At 49.0% G+C, this 19216-nt stretch carries 18 protein-coding genes; 8 read left to right on the top strand and 10 right to left on the bottom strand.

Annotated elements, in window-relative coordinates; translation table 11 throughout:
• The first annotated feature begins 46 nt into the window (after positions 1-46).
• Genes OI18_RS16980 through OI18_RS16970 form a run of 3 tightly spaced genes read left to right on the top strand, consistent with a single transcriptional unit; the run spans position 47 to position 3869 of the window.
• The gene (locus OI18_RS16980; RefSeq protein ID WP_152616862.1) at positions 47-1129 is read left to right on the top strand and encodes a hypothetical protein; all 1083 of its coding nucleotides are present in this window, start codon (positions 47-49) and stop codon (positions 1127-1129) included.
• An 8-nt stretch (positions 1130-1137) separates the two neighbouring features.
• A complete protein-coding gene (locus OI18_RS16975) occupies positions 1138-2598 on the top strand; it encodes a gluconokinase (protein ID WP_052273325.1) in 1461 nt (486 codons plus the stop codon).
• Positions 2565-3869 carry a GntT/GntP/DsdX family permease gene (locus tag OI18_RS16970; protein WP_039141936.1) on the top strand — a complete coding sequence of 435 codons (1305 nt, stop codon included), beginning with the start codon at positions 2565-2567 and terminating at the stop codon, positions 3867-3869. The genes OI18_RS16975 and OI18_RS16970 overlap by 34 nt, the downstream gene beginning before the upstream one ends.
• Here OI18_RS16970 and OI18_RS16965 read toward each other — a convergent pair.
• The 3 genes from OI18_RS16965 to OI18_RS16955 are packed head-to-tail and all read right to left on the bottom strand — an operon-like array spanning position 3866 to position 7996.
• Complete coding sequence (locus OI18_RS16965) at positions 3866-4858, bottom strand: YpdA family putative bacillithiol disulfide reductase (protein WP_039142250.1); 993 nt, start codon at positions 4856-4858, stop codon at positions 3866-3868. The two genes, OI18_RS16970 and OI18_RS16965, sit on opposite strands and share 4 nt — an antisense overlap.
• Positions 4859-4908: 50 nt before the next feature.
• A complete protein-coding gene (locus OI18_RS16960; RefSeq protein WP_082038016.1) occupies positions 4909-5631 on the bottom strand; it encodes a head GIN domain-containing protein in 723 nt (240 codons plus the stop codon).
• 10 nt (positions 5632-5641) lie between these two features.
• Positions 5642-7996, bottom strand: a complete 2355-nt coding sequence (locus tag OI18_RS16955; RefSeq protein WP_052273324.1) for a TonB-dependent receptor — start codon at positions 7994-7996, stop codon at positions 5642-5644.
• A gap of 118 nt (positions 7997-8114) precedes the next feature.
• Between OI18_RS16955 and OI18_RS16950 the strand changes: the two genes are divergently transcribed.
• Complete coding sequence (locus OI18_RS16950) at positions 8115-9161, top strand: serine hydrolase domain-containing protein (protein ID WP_039141933.1); 1047 nt, start codon at positions 8115-8117, stop codon at positions 9159-9161.
• Between the two features lie 1322 nt (positions 9162-10483).
• Positions 10484-11137 carry a hypothetical protein gene (locus OI18_RS23900; RefSeq protein ID WP_152616861.1) on the top strand — a complete coding sequence of 218 codons (654 nt, stop codon included), beginning with the start codon at positions 10484-10486 and terminating at the stop codon, positions 11135-11137.
• Positions 11138-11332: 195 nt separating this feature from the next.
• Here the strand turns inward: OI18_RS23900 and OI18_RS16940 are convergent, their stop codons facing one another.
• The 4 genes from OI18_RS16940 to OI18_RS16925 form a co-directional block, all read right to left on the bottom strand.
• Positions 11333-13132 carry an STN and carboxypeptidase regulatory-like domain-containing protein gene (locus OI18_RS16940; RefSeq protein WP_039141931.1) on the bottom strand — a complete coding sequence of 600 codons (1800 nt, stop codon included), beginning with the start codon at positions 13130-13132 and terminating at the stop codon, positions 11333-11335.
• 8 nt (positions 13133-13140) lie between these two features.
• Positions 13141-14100, bottom strand: a complete 960-nt coding sequence (locus OI18_RS16935) for a FecR domain-containing protein (RefSeq protein ID WP_039141925.1) — start codon at positions 14098-14100, stop codon at positions 13141-13143.
• Positions 14101-14104: 4 nt separating this feature from the next.
• On the bottom strand, positions 14105-14677 hold the full coding sequence (locus OI18_RS16930) for an RNA polymerase sigma-70 factor (RefSeq protein ID WP_039141924.1): 573 nt from the start codon (positions 14675-14677) through the stop codon (positions 14105-14107).
• 108 nt (positions 14678-14785) lie between these two features.
• On the bottom strand, positions 14786-15331 hold the full coding sequence (locus tag OI18_RS16925; RefSeq protein WP_039141922.1) for a DUF1415 domain-containing protein: 546 nt from the start codon (positions 15329-15331) through the stop codon (positions 14786-14788).
• 51 nt (positions 15332-15382) lie between these two features.
• Between OI18_RS16925 and OI18_RS16920 the strand changes: the two genes are divergently transcribed.
• Positions 15383-15610, top strand: a complete 228-nt coding sequence (locus OI18_RS16920; protein ID WP_039141921.1) for a CDGSH iron-sulfur domain-containing protein — start codon at positions 15383-15385, stop codon at positions 15608-15610.
• A gap of 1 nt (position 15611) precedes the next feature.
• On the opposite strand, the gene OI18_RS16915 is transcribed toward OI18_RS16920, so the two are convergent.
• Together OI18_RS16915 and OI18_RS16910 are read right to left on the bottom strand one after the other, a co-directional pair.
• Positions 15612-15854: a hypothetical protein gene (locus OI18_RS16915; RefSeq protein WP_039141920.1), complete on the bottom strand. Its 243-nt coding sequence runs from the start codon at positions 15852-15854 to the stop codon at positions 15612-15614.
• Complete coding sequence (locus OI18_RS16910; RefSeq protein ID WP_052273322.1) at positions 15851-17101, bottom strand: S8 family serine peptidase; 1251 nt, start codon at positions 17099-17101, stop codon at positions 15851-15853. Before OI18_RS16910 ends, OI18_RS16915 begins: the two co-directional genes overlap by 4 nt.
• A gap of 117 nt (positions 17102-17218) precedes the next feature.
• On the opposite strand from OI18_RS16910, the gene OI18_RS16905 reads away from it, so the two are divergent.
• The gene (locus OI18_RS16905; RefSeq protein ID WP_240312789.1) at positions 17219-17443 is read left to right on the top strand and encodes an SDR family oxidoreductase; all 225 of its coding nucleotides are present in this window, start codon (positions 17219-17221) and stop codon (positions 17441-17443) included.
• Between the two features lie 19 nt (positions 17444-17462).
• Here OI18_RS16905 and OI18_RS16900 read toward each other — a convergent pair whose 3' ends face one another.
• Entirely contained in the window at positions 17463-18230 is a 768-nt protein-coding gene (locus OI18_RS16900) for a glycoside hydrolase family 16 protein (protein WP_039141917.1), read from the bottom strand.
• Between the two features lie 66 nt (positions 18231-18296).
• On the opposite strand from OI18_RS16900, the gene OI18_RS16895 reads away from it, so the two are divergent.
• A complete protein-coding gene (locus tag OI18_RS16895) occupies positions 18297-19202 on the top strand; it encodes a sugar phosphate isomerase/epimerase family protein (RefSeq protein ID WP_039141916.1) in 906 nt (301 codons plus the stop codon).
• The last annotated feature ends 14 nt before the right edge of the window (positions 19203-19216 follow it).

The raw sequence follows: 19216 nt of genomic DNA, 5'->3' as shown, positions 1-19216 counted from the left end.
AATTGCCGACTTTCCCGTTATAGGGAAAGTCCAATTATCCCCTGTTATGAAAAATTGCCTCGCCCTGATGTCGGCATTTCTTCTTACGACGACCCTGTTGGCCCAGAAAGTGGACCTTGACAGGTATTCTTTTTCGGTTTCATACCGCAGTCTGCCTTCCGTGGAAATTGATACTTCCTTCCATACATTCCAGTTCGACTGGGATGCAGGTCCGCTCATGAAATTAAGCACTATGAAGGATCGCCCGGAAGAAGCCCTCGAGATCGAAGGCTGGCGAAGGCTGACCACCGGTGCCCATATAACCGTGCAGTTGCGGATGGAAGACATCATCATCATGAAATCGGATGTGAGCCAGCGTGAGGAGACACTGAAAGACAAGAACGGCAATGTAACCGGCAAGCGCAACTGGTATGCGCCATTGCTGACCTATACGTACGCAGCGCGGGTACTCGTAAAGGACCATAAGGGTGTACAGTTGCAGCAATACCAGGCGGTGTCGCGGGAAACCCAGCATACCTATAAGGGCACGGAATATCCCAGCAGGTCGGCAGCAGCCAATATCCTGCTCAATATGATGACCGTTACCACCACGCTGAGCCGCGATGTGCTGTATGACAATATCCAGCGGCTGACGAATTCCCTCAGCCGGCAGTATGGTTACGGAGAGTTGAATGTCACCGACCAGGTGTGGATCCTCGACAGCAGGAAACACCCTGAATATGAAAAATTCCGGGCCAACTGGGCAATCATCAAGAACGCACTTTTTCGCCTTAACCCGAATGAACCAGTCGATGATGTTAAGGAGGAAGTAAAACCAGCAGTAGCCTATTTTGAAAAGGTCAGGAAGCGATACAACAGCAGCAGCAAGTCGGACCGCAAACTGAGATATGCATCGCATTACCTGCTGGCGAAAATGTATTACTATCTCGACGAACCGGATCTTGCGGTGAAAGAAGCAACTGACCTGGTCCTGAATGACTATGATTCCAAAGATGGAAGATACCTTGAATCAGCAGCCTTCAATCTGAAACAACTGCTGAACATGAACAAGCGGAAGACAAGGCATTTCCCGCTGGATATTACCAGCTTCCAGGGACCTCGCGCCGATTTATTATATTCGGTGCAGTAAACCTGCTTATGCATTATTTCGCCGGACTGGATATCGGTACCACACATACGAAAATTGTTATCTGCGACCAGGCACTGACAGTTTATTTCCAGTCGAAGCGCCCCTATGTAAAAGGGGCGGGGGCGACGCTTGATTCACTTGAAATACTTGACAATGTAAATCTCCTGCTTCAGGAAGTATTTTCCACTTTCCTTAAGGCTGACGATAATCTTACCGTAAGTTTCAGTTCTGCCATGCACAGCCTGGTGCTGGTTGATGGCAACGCCATTCCCCTGACACCACTCTTTACCTGGGCTGATGCTTCCGCCCAGCCTGTTATGGCAAGGTTGAGACAGGATCCCATGGCTGTAAAGTTATTCAGCGAAACCGGTACCCCGCTGCACCCCATGTCTCCTTTCTGCAAACTGGCCTGGATCAAAGAGTCAGAGCCTTCAATGCTTGCAACAGCGGCGAAATGCGTAGGTATCAAGGAGTTTGTATGGTTTCGGCTCACCGGCCAGTGGCAGGTCGACCACAGTATTGCCGCAGCAACGGGCCTGTTTTCACAACGCACTGTCAGCTGGCACCCGGACGCGCTGAGGATTGCAGGTGTAGCACCCCGCCAGCTTTCAACACCTGTGGCAGTGACCCATAACATTACCGGTTCTTATACAGTCGACTCAAAAATCCACGCGGTTAATTGGGTCATCGGGGGAAGTGATGGCGGACTAGCACAAATCGGTAGCGGAGCCACTGACAGCGACACGGCAGCACTTACCATCGGCACCAGCGGGGCAATCCGGGTGATGTTACCCCGGTTATGGACAGACGAAAACATGGAGCTCTTTACCTATATGATCGATGCGGATCATTTTGTTTGTGGAGCTGCAATCAACAATGGCGGAATCATTACAAGGTGGTGGCAGGAGGAAGTGATGCAGGCAAAAGGAAACAGTGCTGAGATAATGGAAGCTTTTGCTGCCGATGCGGCTTCTGTTGAGCCGGGATGTGATGGACTGACCTGTGTGCCCTGGTTCGCAGGCGAACGCTCGCCGGTCTGGGATGCGACCGCAACCGGCACTTTCGGCGGAGTTAAGATCAGTCATACCCACGCAACTTTTAAAAGGGCACTCGTGGAAGGAATCTGTTTCAGCTTCCGGCAACTGCTTGAAAAACTCGAAGCAGCGCATGGACCGATCCGGCAGATCATGGCAAGCGGCGGCTTTACCGAAAGCAAATGGTGGGTGCAGCTGATGGCCGATATCCTTCAACGCCCGCTGGTTCTGCCGGGCGATGAAAGGGACGCTTCTGCGATGGGGGCAATAGCTATTGCGTTAAAATCGGCAGGCATCATCAGTAACTGGGACCTGTTGAATACTCCCGCAACGCAGGTATATAACCCTGCTGCCCACACGAAAATGACTTACGATAAAAACTACCAATACTTTCTTCACTTATGTCGATCGTCATCATCATTGCCGCCATCCTGATCCTGCTTTTCCTTACGATAAAAAAGGTGAGCCCTTTTCTTGCGTTGCTGGTTGTTTCCCTGCTGGTGGGACTGGCATATGGACTTCCATTCGGTAAGCTCATGCAGACCATCCAGGCCGGGGTCGGCAATATCCTCGGTAGTATGGCGCTTATTCTTTGTCTCGGTGCCATGCAGGGCCGGATGCTCGAAAAAAGCGGTGCCGCTGTGGTCATCAGCAGGTACCTGATGAAAAAGTTTGGCGTCCGCCACCTGCAATGGGCTGTGCTCCTGATGGGCTTCCTGGTTGGCATTCCACTGTTTTACAATGCCGGCTTCGTAATACTCGTACCGTTCGTGTTTACCATCGCGGCAAGTGCAAATGTGCCTCTACTATATGTAGCTATTCCAATGGCCGCTTCGCTTTCGGTTACCCACGGTTTCCTGCCGCCGCACCCCGGACCTGTTGGACTGGCCTCGCTGTTCAATGCTTCGCTGGGAAAAACGATTCTTTATGGATTGATCGTTGCCGTACCAGTAGTATGCATTGCGGGCATACTTTTCGGTAGGCGCTTTATCAGGACTGGAAACAAGGTAAACTTTACTACTGTTGCCCCGGAAGAGGAAAACCTGCCTTCTGCTTCAACCAGTATTTTAGTTGCCTTACTGCCCGTTTTACTTATAGCCCTGCCCGCGGCTCTCGTGCCCGTTTTGCCGGACAGTTCTGTTATACTAAAAGTTTTGCTTGCTCTCGGTGAACCGGTTTTCGCGATGCTGCTTGCAGCACTTTCCGCCGGCTATTTCCTGGGACTGAGAAAGGGAATGACGGTTACAGAAATAATGGGTCACTATGGATCCGCAATTGAAAGCATTGCGCTTATCATGATGGTTATTGCTGCCGGTGGTGCATTCAAGGAAGTACTCACGGTTACGGGTGTGGCAAAAGAAGTGGCCGCTTTCGTTACGGGTTACCAGTTTCCGCCACTGGTCGCGGGATGGCTGGTTGCGGCAGCCATCAGGATCATTATTGGTTCCGCTACTGTCGCCGGCCTCACTGCTGCCGGCGTGCTGGCGCCACTTGTAGTGGCGACCGGCGTTTCGCCCGAATGGATGGTGCTGTCAGTAGGTGCGGGAAGCGTATTCTGCTCGCATGTAAATGATACCGGTTTCTGGATGTTCAAAGAATACTTTGGCCTTACTGTAAAGGAGACAGTCTTAAGCTGGACCATCATGGAATCGATCGTGTCGGTAAGCGGACTGATCCTCGTACTGCTGCTGTCACAGGTTCTTTAGCCTGTCGTAGTCTTTTCTTTTTTCTTCAAGTCCGAAATGATCCTTTTAGCATGCACGCGTGAGTTTTCGATGAATAGCGTGTGCGTGTCCATGCCGCCACAGATCACCCCGGCGAGATACAGGTTTGGGATATTGGTCTGGTGTGTACTTTCCTGGAACTCCGGTCTCAGGCTCTCGTCCTTGGCGAGCCTGATCCCGCACTTCCGCAGGAATTCAATATTCGGCTGGTAGCCGGTCATGGCAATGACCCAGTCGTTTCCAATCGTCACTATTCCATCAGGAGTCTGGATATCAACCTCCCCCTCACGGACAGCCGCAACCGAACTGTTGAAAAAAGCCTTGATCGATCCTTCCTTGATCCGGTTCAGGATATCCGGTCGAACCCAGTATTTAACGCGTTCCCCTACATCGGGCTGGCGAACCACCAGCGTCACTTCCGCACCTTTCCGCCAGGTTTCGAGGGCTGCGTCCACAGCAGAATTCTGGGCGCCGATCACCACGACCCGCTGCAGCGCATAAAAATGCGGGTCTTTATAGTAATGCGTCACTTTCGGTAGCGTTTCTCCCGGGATATTCAACAGGTAGGGAAGGTCATAAAATCCTGTTGCGATGATTACATACTTCGCCGTGTACTCATCTTTTGTCGTGCTGATCCGGAACATTCCACCCTCGTTGCGAAGGGATTCCACTTCTTCAAAAAGGTGGATCTTCAGTTCACTGCTGACAGTAACGCGACGGTAATACTCCAGCGCCTCCGTACGTGTCGGTTTCGGGTTATTCGTTACAAAAGGCACGTTCCCGATCTCCAGCCTGTCGGAGGTGGAGAAAAAAGTCATATTCTGCGGGTAGTGGTAAAGCGAGTTTACGAGACATCCTTTTTCCAGGATCAGGTAGTCGAGTTTTGCCTTTTTTGCTTCCAGCGCACACGCCAGTCCGATTGGTCCGCCCCCGATTATTACCAGTTGGTAATTGTTTTTGTTGCTTGCCATATGCTGATTCATAAACTACCTGCAATATGGCAAAAATCATGCATGCTGCATCACCAGGGGATGACTTTACCCGATCCCGAGATTTTAACTATAAGTTTTGGGCCGCCCTTATATTTCACCGTTCCGCTGCCGGAAATTTCACTGTCGAGGTAATCGTTCACCCAAAGGGAAATATCTCCCGACCCGCTGGTGCGCGTTTCCGCTGAATCTGACTGCACTCCTGAAACGTCAATATTCCCGCTGCCGCTGATCTTCAGCCTGGAACTTCCCGTGCTTCCGCCCGCGATGCGCATTTCGCCGGAACCGCTGATCCGGCAATCGAGACTTTCCGATACTACCGAATTGATCGTAATATTTCCCGACCCGCTCGATTCCATCGACAAGTGTGGAGTTGTGAGCTCATGTTGAACAAATACATTCCCCGAACCACTCAATGAAATGCCCGACAGCGAAGGAGAATGCACATATACTTCCACCGGCTCGTATGAACGGATCACGGTATTATCGCGGAGTTTGATCTTCACCGCATTGCCGGATACATAAGTCTCGATCACATCCAGGATATTGCGCTGTGCCCTGAGTTCAACGGAAAACTGCGGACCGGGGATATGATATAAAGTTCCCTGCAAGGAATATTGTACTGCGTCAAAAGCAGACTGTTCACGCGTTTCACTGACAACAGGACCTTCGCCATTGACCTTCCTGCATGATGCTGCCAAAACTGTTACCGATACAAGAAATATTAATAAGAGCCTTGATTGAGATTGTTTCATCGTTGTGCTATTAGAGTTCGATTTTGTAATTAAGGATTGGAATGAGCCCCGCCTGGTAAATATTCACCACTTCGCCTTTCAGCGGGTCATATTGCCTGTTGTACAGGTTGCTCCTGTTGGTCAGGTTCTGGATGTCGAGCGACAAAGTGCTGGTATGCCTGGCCCTGTTCCACTTCATGCTCAGCCTGAGGTCAGTCCTGAAGTAAGCCTGCTGCTGGATACTGAACGCATCTTTTTCAATGTATTTCGTGTAGCCCTCCCTGGTGGATGCTTCCACATCGATCGGGGTATCACGGAACCCGCCGGTATACACCATCTTGAGATTCACCCCGAAGCTTCTTTTCTGGGAAACATGGACAAATTCCTTACCCGCAGTAAACGTGCCGGCATAGCCTGCATTATACCGGGTATTGCGTTCAATGCCGTCAGCAGCAGTATATTTTGCCTGGTACAGTGAATTCGAAAAGAGGAAATAGAAATAGTTTCTCAGCTGTCTTTCAATGGAGATTTCAATGCCGTAGTTGCGCCCTTTCCCGTTGTTTGAAAGCGGTTCTGTAACAAAGCCCTGTTCAATGTTCACGGTCGAGAAGGTACTGGTATCGTAAATACTTACGGGAACATCAAAGAGGTGCTGGTAGTAAACCTCTGTTTTCAGGCGAAGGCTTTTGTTCAGCAACCTGTTGTATGAAAGCACAAAGTGATTTGACTTTGTGAGGCAGAGTGATTTGTTTGGCGAATACCAGTTACCTGCAGCATCCTGGGCTTTCGCGAAATATACGCCCATGGCCTGCACCTGGCTATGGAGGCCATAACCAAAGGCAACAGACTGCCTGTTATCAAAGTCGTATTTAACCGATGCTCTAGGTTCAAGAGAGTTGCTGTTATTGAGCAGCAGCTGCAGGTATTGCATGCCCGCGGTGAAAGAGAGTTTCTCCGTGGCTTTGTATTGCCACTGGGCAAAAGCCTGGATGGTGCTGGTATTATCGTTCGTATTGATCCTTTCTTCCACCGGGGCATTGGGATTTTCCCTCGACCGCTGGAAGTAATCGAAATTGATTGAATTTACAATGAAGCCGGTCCTGATGGAATGACGCCTGTTGAACTGGTGATTCACCGTTCCATTCAGGATCCATTTTTTTGTGGCGTAGTTTTCCTTTTGCGAGTTGATCACACTATCGGGCTTTGCCACAAACTGTTCATCATAACCAAAGTCCTGGTACGAATAGGCAATCGATGAACGGAGGGATGTTTTTCTTCCAAGTTGGATAGTGTGGGTGAGGCCGGATACCCCGGTATTTGCTTTATATGTTCCCCCGTAACGATCTGCTTCCGATTCCCATTTTTCCGGGTCGGTTTCCGTATCGAATTCCTGTGCACTGATGCCGCCAAAACCAAACAGGGAAAAAGTGCCGGCTTTCTTTGTGGGCAGGTGAATATGGTAGGAGAGATCCTGGAAGTCAGTTGTTCCATCGCCGATATTCACGCCCATTTTATCCAGCAGTGTCAGGGTGGAATACCGGTAATTTACCAGGTACGATCCATTGTAATTTTTTGAGAAGGGACCTTCTGCCGCGAGGTTCAGTCCGAGGAACCCGGCCTGGAAAGTGTATTCGCGTTTTTCATTGTTGCCTTTCCTCAGGTGAAGATCGAATACTCCGCCCACCGCATTTCCATATTCAGCCGCGAAAGCTCCTGTTACAAAATCTGCGTTGGACAACAATTGCGCACTGAGAATGGAGATGCCGCCACCTGCACTGCCCGCACCTGCAAAATGGTTCGGGTTGGGAATATCGACCCCTTCCATACGCCAGAGCAAGGCAGTAGGGGCGTTTCCCCTGATTACAATATTGTTGTTGCCGTCGTCGGCGCCAACCACGCCCGCAAAACTTGTCGACATGCGAAGCGGATCATTCACTGCCGCCGCATAGCGCTGGGTTTCTTCCACTGAAAATGCCCTTGAACTAACGACACTCAGCTCATTGATGGGTTTGCTGCGAATGGCCTTTGCCTTCACCACCACTTCCTTTTCCTCCTTAACGTCGAGTTCCATGGCTATGGGGAGAACCAGTTCCTTCCCCGAAATCAATGTGACGTTATCCAGCTGAACCAGCTTATATCCGCCATAACTGATCCGCAACTGGTGGGTACCGATAGGGATCCGGGTAAACCGGTAAAATCCCTGGGCATCGGTGACAACCGTTTGCCCGGTGGAAAGTAATTCGACGGTTGCACCTGCGAGCGGACTCTGGATCAACTGGTCGAAAACCTGTCCCCTTAAAGTTTGTGTGGGTTGCGCCCCCAACTGCAGCCACAGCCCGGACAAAAGCATCATCATGATAAGGTTTAGCTTCCTGCTCCTGTTCATAATACTTCATTTTCGAAGTACGACAACGAACCATCTTCTTACCCCTACGGCACTTTGCAATATTTTAATATTTACACTTTTAACGAATCCGTATATAAATCCCAGTGTATTTTGTTGTATGCGTATGCACTTTATATTTTCAACTGTTGCATTGTGCTTCGCGGGTGTCGTTTTTTCACAGCCACTTCCGGATAAGATCGATCGTTATTTGTCGGCAGGTAAAAAGGGTGTGCATTTCAACGGCACAGTGCTTGTTGCCGATCGCGGGCAGGTTATCTTTCACCGGGGCTATGGCGTGAAGGATGCACGGGCGGGCACGCTGAATGATACGAATACGATCTATCGTATCGGCTCGACTTCCAAATCGTTTACCGCCGCGGTGGTACTGCAACTGGCGTCTGCCAACCGCATGGCATTAACGGATCCTGTTGCAACATTTTTACCCACGTACCCGGACGGTGACCGATTCACAGTGCAAGATCTTCTCACGCATCATTCCGGTGTGAAGGAATATCTCGAGGTTCCCTTTATCGCGCAACTGCCGGATTCATCGGCGCCGATTACCCTGGATAGTCTGATAGCGTGCTTCAGTACTTATCCGCGTGCTGCGCTGCGGCCGGCTCAGTTTGCGTATTCCAATTCCAATTACATTTTGCTGGCGGCTATTGTGGAGAAAGTGACAGGCAGGAAGTTCGAACACGTGGCGCGTGATGCCATTTTTGATGCGCTGCAAATGCAGCACTCGGGTTTTGATTTTATGCATGTGGTGGATACGAACAAGTCAACCGGCTATTCGGATGTGCGGTTGAAAACAGCCATCGTTGATTTTGATTCGACGTATGCGCCGGGATGCGGGTCGATGTATACGACAACTGGTGACCTGTACAGGTGGTACAAGGGCCTCTATAGCGGATCGGTGTTCAGTGACAGTGCGCGCGCCGCCGCGTTTACTGCTCGCAGCGGCGACTATGGATATGGGTGGTTCAATGAGTTGAAAAAGGGCCGGGTGTGTATTTCACATGCGGGCGGTGTACCGGGTTTCCGTGCGAATATCCAATTCTATCCCGACACTGACGTGTGCTTGATCATGTTGAGTAATGATGAGCAGCGTGACATTTTTACGGATAGTGATAAGATTGGTGAGATGGTAATGAGGGGGCGGTGATCGGATCGACAGACAGTCGATTTCATCACAATGGGTTCACAATGGGTTCACGATTCGTATACTGTTTGTTCATTGTTTCATTGGAGAAGCATGACCAATCCATGAGGGAATAGTGAAGGCATTGTGAAGGCATTGTGAAGGATCGGGGCATAAAACGGCGATTGGTTACATTCTGAATAGTCTTAATTCATGTCATTCAGGCCTCCCAGGATATGTCATTCATGCCATTTTCTCCGAACGAGCTATGGGTTTTCTCCGGGAATCCTCCCTGTGCGGTAGCACTTTTTCAGCACTTCTGTAGCACTTTTGTTACGCTTTTCTTTTGCTGTCCCGGCATTCTCTCGGCTCTCTCCCGGCACTATCCCTGCACTTTCGCTGGTTGCGCGCGCTGCCTGCATCTACTCACGCCTCTCCGGTTCCGCATCTGTGTCCATTTTGACGACGGGCGAATTTTTGTGAAATACGGTGGCGGGTTCATAGTTTATTGTTGATATCTGGCTGGGGCCAGGCGCCTTTGCCATGTATAGCCGAAAATTCGGCATATCGTCGTACTGTCGCCCCTGACCTACTCTCCCTGGTTCTCAGGCCTGCCATGAGGCTTAAAAGGGCATTTAGCCGAGGGTGGGAGGCGGACTGCAAGAGGGACGATTGCCACGGTATGTAGCGGGGACCGCTGAATGTTGCTGGTCGTGTCTATAAAGGGTGGCAGTTAAGGTATTTTTCTATGGAGGTTGTATAAGGTTCTGTATATCCTCTCTATATCCGTTGACCGGTGTTTGTAGTACCGGGCCAGCAGTTTTAATGTTTGCCGATAGCTTCTTCTTTGCTTCTTCTTAGCTTCTTCTTAGCTTCTTCCTATGGTTAAGGAACCTCGACAGGCGGCGAATTTCGGTCACTCATACCTACTGTATATGCTACTCATACAGTTTTCTGGCTTTGAACTATGCTCATTCTCCCTTGTCCCTCCCTGTTTTTCCGCTTCCGCGAAAGCTCGTTGCCGCCTGGTTGTTACCCTTTTCTATAGTTGAGACGGCCTATACCCGGCTTTGAGCCGGCCTTTTAGTTGATTGAATGTTGGAGTTTCTTAAGCAGGGCGAAAGATGTTGGCTATGTGTGGATGATTTTGAATCCCAGGAATGCAACTCTGCTGAAAAATGTGTCGTTCGTGCACACATATATGTGTCTTTCATGCATTTTTGCAGCTTCCTGCTAGCTTCATAGATGCTTGATTGTAGAAAGAGAAAGTTTAGGTTCAAATGGCAACCTGAAATATGGTGTAGGTTGGAAGGAATACTGAATCCAGAGATAAAATATGAACTAATATGAAAGTTATTTTTTTGTATTCTTTGTTGATCGTATGTGCCCTGAACTGTGCTAATATAGAAAAGGAGAAAAAAGAGGTTTACTCAGAAGAAAATGATAACCGACAGACTACTAAACTGGAGAGTGGAAAATATGGTGATGTATCTATTGCAGTAAGTGGAGATACTGTAACGGGAGTGTACGAGTATTATGATAAATGGAATGAGAGTGCCAAGCAATTCACAGATGTTAATGTGTTTTATTTTTTTGGCAGATTAAGTAATGGAAAGATTGCCATTAAGTCTGGTTGGCCAGGTGAAGAACTTATATCGGGTTTAATAACTTATGATGGTGGAATTAGATTAGCCTTAAAAGATCAGCCAAATGGGTATGCCGCGGTTGATTTTGAAGGTGAGGGGTATAAATTTGAAAAAACTGCAAATAGGAAATGGCAAAGGATCGGTATTATTAGAGCAGATAAAGCCCATTTACATCAGGCACCTTCTCTTGAAAAGACCAAAATATATGTTGTGGCTAATGATGTTGTAAAAATTATAGAAAAAGTACAGGGTTGGTCACGAGTGGAATATAGTCCTCTTACTAATTCTAGTAAGATTTTTACGGGATGGATCCAGGATTCTGATTTGTACAGCATTGATCCGGATAAATGGTGATTATTTGGTAATACTTTAAAGTTCCTGTCGTTCGTGCATACATGACCGTGTTGTTCGTGCGCAGTTCTCCCTGCTTTCTCGTGCTTCGGCTGTGCTTTTCCCGTGCTTTTCCTGTTCCCGACCTGTGCTTTTCTGGTTCTTTTCTCCTCTGTAAATTGTCTTAGTCGGCTCTTTCACGGCTTTTAGGAGGCTGCATCAGAATATATGCACCCCGGCAGTCCAACCAATCCAACCCGTCAGATTCGTGCCCATATCATACGTTTTGTATGAGCTTGCCGGAACGGGGTATTTGTAATTGGGGAAACTCCTGTCCTGGTCGGAATAGAACACCGTGAATGCTGGCCCGGCAAACACAGAAACGTATTTCCCAAACTTCACCTGCAGGTTCACCGAAGCCCTGTTCAATAGGTTTACATAGTCCCATGAACCCATATATAGGTATTGTGATCCAAGTTCGATATTCATTCCCAGCGTCCGGTTGAAGCCGATGTCGGTTCCAATGCCATAGCCAAACGCAAAAAGCCGGTTGGTAGTGCCGGTCTTAACGCCACCCATCAGGATGCTGTACAACTTATGGTTACCTGTTTTAAATGCAGCATTGAAGGGCAATACTTCATTGCCATAAAAGGCAAGCTTATGATAGCCTTTCAACACAATATTGATGAGGCCGATACTGTAGCCATTGGAAGTATCGGCAATGTTGATCAGCCCGATCTGCAGTCCACGTAACCGCTTCGCATAATTGAACACGCCCGACACCTGCACACCACTCGCGGTTTGTCCGGCAAAATTAAACACACCGCCAACCTGTACGCCGCTCATTTTTTTGCCGGTGTGGTTATACACGCCACCTACCTGAACACCGCGGTAATTGTTTTTCACGAAATTGTTAATGCCGCCTACCTGTACACCTCCTGCAGAATCAAGCACGGTATTGTTTAATCCACCGACCTGCACACCCTTCATGCTGCCACCCACGATATTGAAGAGGCCGCCCACCTGCAGGTACTGCACATCTTTCTTGTCGATATTGAACAGTCCACCAAGCTCAAACCCGTTAACCCCACCGGAATACCCGCCGAATACGTTGAACGAAAAATTGTTGATCACCTGCGCATTCAGTTTGCCGTTCGTCGACAGTCCGGGAGTAAGCGAAACCTGCACCGGCCGCACAGTAAAGAACTTGTCCAGGTTTATACTTTGCAAACGAAGTCTCGATGACAACAGGAACTTTCCCATTGCCGTGCGCTGAACCCGGATGCTGTCCATTTTTTTGTAGAGATACAACATGGTGGTGCTATCGGGTTGGGGTACCGCGACATAAATCGAATCCGGCGCGGGCAGACCGGCCGGACCGACAATCACATTGGCCCCGGGAATCGCAGCAGGAGAGAGGGTAATGGTTAACTGCTGGTTGTAACCTGCCTGGATCTGCACCGTTGTGTCCTGGTAGTATTCCTTACTCACAGTCAGCGCAGCAGTTCTGAAACGTGATTTCAGTTTCAGCCTGAAATATCCCTGCTCATTGGTCATGGTTGCACTGAGCCGTTGCTTTTCATAAACAGTAGCATCACGGATATGCTCCCCGGTCTGGTCATCACGTACATAGCCTTTCACCACATAATAATTTTCGTCACTCTGGCTCTGTTCCGTCACGATCGTGACCTGGAGCGGGGCGCGGCGGATAATGATGTAATTGCCGCTTTCCTGGTATTCATAACCGGTTGGGAAAATAATGCCGAGGGCAGACCTTACAGTGATGTTCCGTCCATTCACCGTTACCAGGCTGTCACGTCGCACAATATTGCTGTTGTAACTGAAGAAGAAATTTCCCTGGTTGCTGATGATCTCCAGCACGTCTTCAAGCCGCTGGCGGTTGACCTGCAGGTTAATTCTCCTGTCAAGCAGTTGCTGTGCCCGCAACTCAATGGTAAAGGTTAGCAGGCTGATAAGAATGAATACCGGGATAAATAATTTCCTGTGCTGTTGTCTCATCGTCGGAACTATTGGAGAATGATGGTGCCGTTTTCCCTGCTTATGGTAAGGTCGAGGGTCTGGCTTACTATGTATAAGATTCTGTCCAGAGGCTCTTCATTGAACGTCGTGTTCAAACGCAGGTCCCTTATGGCCGGGTCTTTGATCACGATCTTTGCCTGGTAGGCTTCATTCAATACTTCCACCAGTTTCCAAAGCGGGGTATTGTTACAGGTAAATGTTTTGGTCCTGTAATAATCGTGCAGCCTGTCTGTCACCTGCTCTTTCTTCAACGGTGCTGCAGGCGAGGCCAGCGTGGCCTTTTCACCGGGACGGAGTTCAATTTCTTCATTTTTATGTGAAACCTTTACGATGCCGGATTCTACCAGCACCTCGGTTGAACCTTCTCTTTCCCTGATATTGAATGAGGTGCCTACTACTGTTACAGTAAGGTCACTTGTTTCTATTACAAATGGTTTGGTCTTGTCTGGCTGAACCTTAAAGAAACCTTCTCCTTTGAGTTTAACGTTCCGTGATTTTCCCGTGAAGCCGGATGAATAACTGATCGAGGAATTTTTGTTCAGTACAATTTCAGATCCATCGGGTAGTGTCGCCGTTTTGGTTTCATTTGCAGCCGCTAATTGTACTTTATCTCCAGCCCTGAACTGCCGGTAACCCATATACGCCAGGGCAATTGTACAAACCGCGATCAGCAAGGTTGCAGCAATCCGCAATGCACTGAAATCAAAACCTTGTTCCTTGTCAACACGCGCCCTGAATCTTTGCCAGGCAGCGTCTTCATCTACTGTACTGGTTGCGGCAAATTGTTTGCTCTTATCCCAGATCAGTTTGAAATGATCATAATAGGCCCGGTTAGATGGAGATTCCGTAATCCATTTTTCAACTGCGGCATTTTCCTCCGGGCTTGTTTCGCCCAGCAGGTGTTTTACCAGCAGTTCATCATTTACATATGGTGGGAATTGTTGCAATTAGTCAAAGATTAAGCAGTGTTAACAGTAATAATGGCAGGTATTCGACTAGTTTTTCCCGTAACACCCTCAACGCCTTTCCCATCTGGTTCTCTACGGTTTTTATGGATAGTCCCAGGCTGTCGGCGATCTCCTGGTAACGCAGTTCCTGGAACCGGCTCATCTGGAAGATCGTCCGGCATTGTTCGGGCAGCTCATTGATGGCTGCATTTAACCTGGACTCGAGTTCGTTTAACTGGATTTTCCCGGATGCCGGATTGTTGTCAGAAGCTGGTCGCGTGGAAGCATAGGCCACATAGGCGGCCTTAACTTTCCGGTGCTTCAGGTGATTCAGGCACTCATTATAAACAGCGCGATACAGGTAGGCAGTCGCTGAATTCCGGATATCCAGCTTTTCACGCTTTTCCCAGAGTTTGCAGAACACATTCTGGACCATCTCTTCCGCCGTCGATTCATCCTTCACCATAGTGAATGCATAGGCATGCAGGTTCTTAAAATGTGTTTTAAAAACCGCTTCAAACTCAAGTGGACCATGGTCAGTGCTCAGAATAAGGTTCCCTGCTGAAGGAATGGCCATGCTTATGGATTGGTATCTGCTTTCAAATATAACCGCTTCTGTCAAAATCCCTTTTCAGAATACGACAACCGGCAGATCATTTACCCCTATGGTGACCGGATTTTTTTTTCAGCGGCAGCTTTCCAGCAGCATTTTCATGTATGCCAGCCCTTTTGTCCGGGCGAATTCGATATTTTTTTCCGGGATCTCGTCTGCATTCCCTTTGTAATATTCCAGTGCTTTTTCAATACTGTCTTCCCGAAGCAGGTGGAATACGGGAAATGGCGAACGGTTGGTATAATTGGCGGGATCATCGGTGGGTGCCCCTTCAAAGCGGTAATCGGGGTGGAAACTTGCCAGCTGGTAAACGCCTTCGTAACCTGCCCCCGTCATGGCATCCTCGGCCAGGAATAACACATCAAGGTATTCCCTGAAGTCTTCGAGCGCTTCGGGCACAATCACCAGTGTTGTTTCGATTCCCGGATTTTCATCCATGTAAGTGCATTCTTCCAGTATGGTATGAAGTATTGCCTCTGTCTCCTGGCTGGCAGGCACTGTATAGCGGATGCTGTTGCGCTGGAATTCCCTTGCGGCAAACGGGCAGAAATTACATCCGATCACTACTTCACTGATCCATTTCCGGGTCTGCGCCACTGCCTGCTCATTGATAGTCATGCTGCAATTTAGTGAGCGGCGAAGACAGGTTTTGGATTATTTTTGCCGACTATGGCAACTACAATTATTACAGTGAACACGAATGGTTCATTAAAGATCGAAGGAGATTTTGAGATCAGGGATAAAGAAGGCAATGTTTATGACCTCGGCGGAAGAGAGATCATCAGCATCTGCAGGTGCGGGATGTCACAGAACAAGCCCTTCTGCGATGGTTCACATAAAGGTCATTTCGAACATGAAGCGAAGGCCTTCGCGCTTCCCCCAAAGAAAACGGTTTAAGCTACAGTTTTTTCACATTCCTTTCCGGCTCCACGGACCTGATGCCCTTGATCGCAAGATCGCGGAGGGACCTGGAGCCGGATTGTCCTGAAATTACCCCGGTCCGCTTCAGGATCCGCTCAATAGTGCAGCCCATATTCCGAAGGGCTTCCGCAATACGGTCAATTTCCTGCTTGTTTTCTACTACTGCTATGAATTTCATGGTCTCCATTCCTGCATAAAAGTAGAAAAAATAATCTGTCATTTCCTGCAGTAGGCCAGTCCTGCACCGGTATCCGTTGCCGGTAGATCCAGTCGCCTCGCCTGCTGGATCAGCTGCATCCAGGTGCTGGCAGCACTGGCTCTGGGATCACTTTCTGTGAGTAAAGCCGCAAGGCCTGCAACTATCGGCGCGGCCATCGAGGTTCCGGATTCCCTCCTGTATCCCTTGTTCTTCCAGGTGCTCCAGATATTGACACCGGGGGCGGCAATGTCTACCTGTCCGCCATCGGGATTCAATCCGCCGCAGGAAAAATCTGCAATGGCCAGTTGCTGGTCCAAAGCGCCTACTGCCATAATTGACGGACAATTGGCTGGATGTCCCACAGGAGCGATCAGCCCGTTACTCCTTTCACTTTCATTCCCTGCCGCCGCTATGATCAGGCAGTTGCTGGCGAGTGCTTCTTTTGCCACGGATTCATATACTGCTGAATAGGCTTCTCCTGGTTCGGCTTCACCACCAAGCGACATGGAAATGATCCGGCACTTATTCTCAAGTGCCCAATCGATCCCCGCAAGTATGGAACCATCTGTTCCGACCCCCTGGTTGGATAATACTTTGGCGATATACAGTTGTACACCGGGCGCTGTTCCATACCGGAATTTTTTCGCAACATGCTGAAACCCGGCAACGAGTCCGGCACAATGCGTTCCATGGCCATTCAGGTCCATCACCTGTTGCCCGCTGATAAATGTCCGCTTTCTTTTGATGCGCGACTGCAGGTCGGGGTGCGCGGTGTCAATACCGGTATCAAGTACTGCAACGGGAATTCCTTTCCCGGTGAATCGGCTCGACAATACATTTATGGCATGCATGCCCCAGCTCGCTGCTTTGTTGTCGGCAAATCCTATTTGTTGTTTCTTTTTTCCTCTTGCCTGGATGGCATATACATAGCGTTCCGGTTCGCTGTTTAAAAATGTGCGGGCAATGGATTTGTCCGATCGCCTGTTATCGATTTCTTCCACCTTCCCTTCGTTAAGTACCGCCACCCTGATTTTGTCGAAGACAATTCCATCCGCTTCACTAAGCGCTTCTTCAAGGATGTCCGGTGATGCGGACTTTGCATAATCAAGTGAACTGGCAAGTCGGAGGGATGCCCTTTTCGCCTGGTTAGTTACTGTTACAGGTTTTACTGAATTGTTGAGCAGTACGAGAGAGCGACCGGTGAATTTTGGTTTTTCATTTTCCAGCCTGATGGTCCGGGCAGGAATGTCGAGCAGTTTAGAAGGCATCGGGATCAGTTTCGGGTTTCGTGCAAGAACCCTGCCGAACCGACTGCATATGCTGGAATAGTTGTTGTATGAATCAGCCAGTGAACAATTATTCCATCACCTGATAATTTATCTCACGTGCAAAAAGGACAATCAACAAGACCGTTGGTGGAATCGGCCGCGCTCATTCCCTCGAGCTTCAAAGCAAAAAAAGCAGCTAAGCATGGTAGTGATGCGCCCCTGGGAAGGGCAGGAGAGCCGGCTGAAGTGGCGCCTTCATACCTGTTCCTGGCATGTGATGACAGCAGCTACATGACCGGGCAGGTTTTACATCCCAACGGTGGTGAGATCATTAACGGTTAACGGGGTAATTCGTCACAGCTCACTGGTACACCCTCACATAATCCACTTCCATGTGTTGTGGAAAGACACTGTCGTCCAGTCCTTTCTGGCCGCCCCAGGTGCCACCAACTGCGATATTGAGCAGCAGGTGGAAGCGCTGGTCGAACGGCCACACTTTTGGACCGGTCTTTTCATTTTTGAATGAAAAAACAGTTTTGCCGTCGAGCAGGAAATCAATTTTGTCCTTCGTCCAGTTTATTCCATAAACATGGAAGTTTTCGTGCGTATCCGGAACATACATTCCCTTTGTTTTCTGTGTTCCGATCATATGATTGTATGACTCGGTATGGATACTGGTAAACACTGAATCCGGCATGTGACCCACATGTTCCATAATATCGATCTCGCCGCTGTTCGGCCAGTCGCCATATTTCCAGTCTGTCGGCAGCATCCAGATGGCAGGCCATAACCCGAGGCCCTTTGGCAATTTTGCCCGGATTTCGATCCGCCCGTATTTCCAGTCACCTTTATTCTTTGTGATCAGCCTGGCCGAACTGTATTTGCCGTCAGCCGTTCTGCGTGCAGTGATGAACAGTGAGCCATTCCGGATAACCGCATTATTTGTGTCGGCATCCGTATAGTTTTGTTTTTCCTGGTTTCCCCAGCCGTGATCACCGACATCATAGCCCCATTTTTTACTGTCGGGGACACCGGGTTTGTCGAATTCGTCGGCCCACACCAGTTTTTGCTGGCCGTTTACGCTGAGTGCAGTTGCACAAAAAAACAGGGATACAAATAATGAGCGCATGTGTTTTAGTTTTCAGGCAAGTTGGAACTTAAAAATAATGGTTCTTTGTGGTACATTACGATCATTATGCTTAACCGAAGAGAATTTTTAAGACATGGATCGATGGCGGCAGGGGCAGTGCTGCTGGGCAATTCGCTTGCTGCAGCTCCACATAAACCGCTGCTTTCTTTTTCTACGCTTGGCTGCCCGGCCTGGACATTACCCCAGGCAATCCAGTTTGCATCCGCCAATGGTTATAATGGGCTTGAATTCCGCGGTATTCATGGTGAAATGGATCTTACAAAAAGCCAAGAGTTCGGATCGAAGGGGAGTGTGGAAAACGTGAAAAGATCGATGGCGGCTGCGGGGCTGCAGATCGTTTCACTGGGCTCCTCTGCAGAGTTACATCATACGGACAATGCCCGTAACCAGTCCGCCATGGATGAGGCCAAACGGTATATCGAACTGGCCGACGGGCTTGATTGTCGCTACATCAGGGTGTTCCCCAATGCGCTGCCTGCAAACCAGGATAAGAAAGCCACGCTCGACCTGATAGCCGGGCGACTCAACGATCTTTCAGCTTTCGCCGCTAACTCGGGTGTTACTGTATTGATGGAAACACATGGTGATGTGGTGCATGCAGAAGATATCGCTTACATCATGCAGCATGCAGGAAAAAATGCCGGATTGATCTGGGACATCTACAATATGTGGAGCATTACCAAAGAGCCGCCGGCAAAAGTGTATGAGCAAATAAAATCGCATATCCGGCACATTCATGTAAAGGACGGAAAACGCGTGGATGGAAAGATCAGGTACGTATTGATGGGCAAGGGAGAAGCACCGGTAAAGGAAGCCGTTAAGGCATTGCAGCAGGGTGGTTACAAAGGTTTTTACAGTTTTGAATGGGAGAAACGCTGGCACCCGGAAATCGAAGAACCGGAGGTTGCGCTGCCTGCTTTCCCGGGAGAGTTTAAACGATATTTTTCGTAAATTTAATCAGACGA

This window comes from Flavihumibacter solisilvae, assembly GCF_000814475.1.
GTDB classification, from domain to species: domain Bacteria; phylum Bacteroidota; class Bacteroidia; order Chitinophagales; family Chitinophagaceae; genus Flavihumibacter; species Flavihumibacter solisilvae.
Note: the sequence above shows the minus strand (reverse complement) of the source record. Positions and strands in the feature narration are given on the sequence as shown.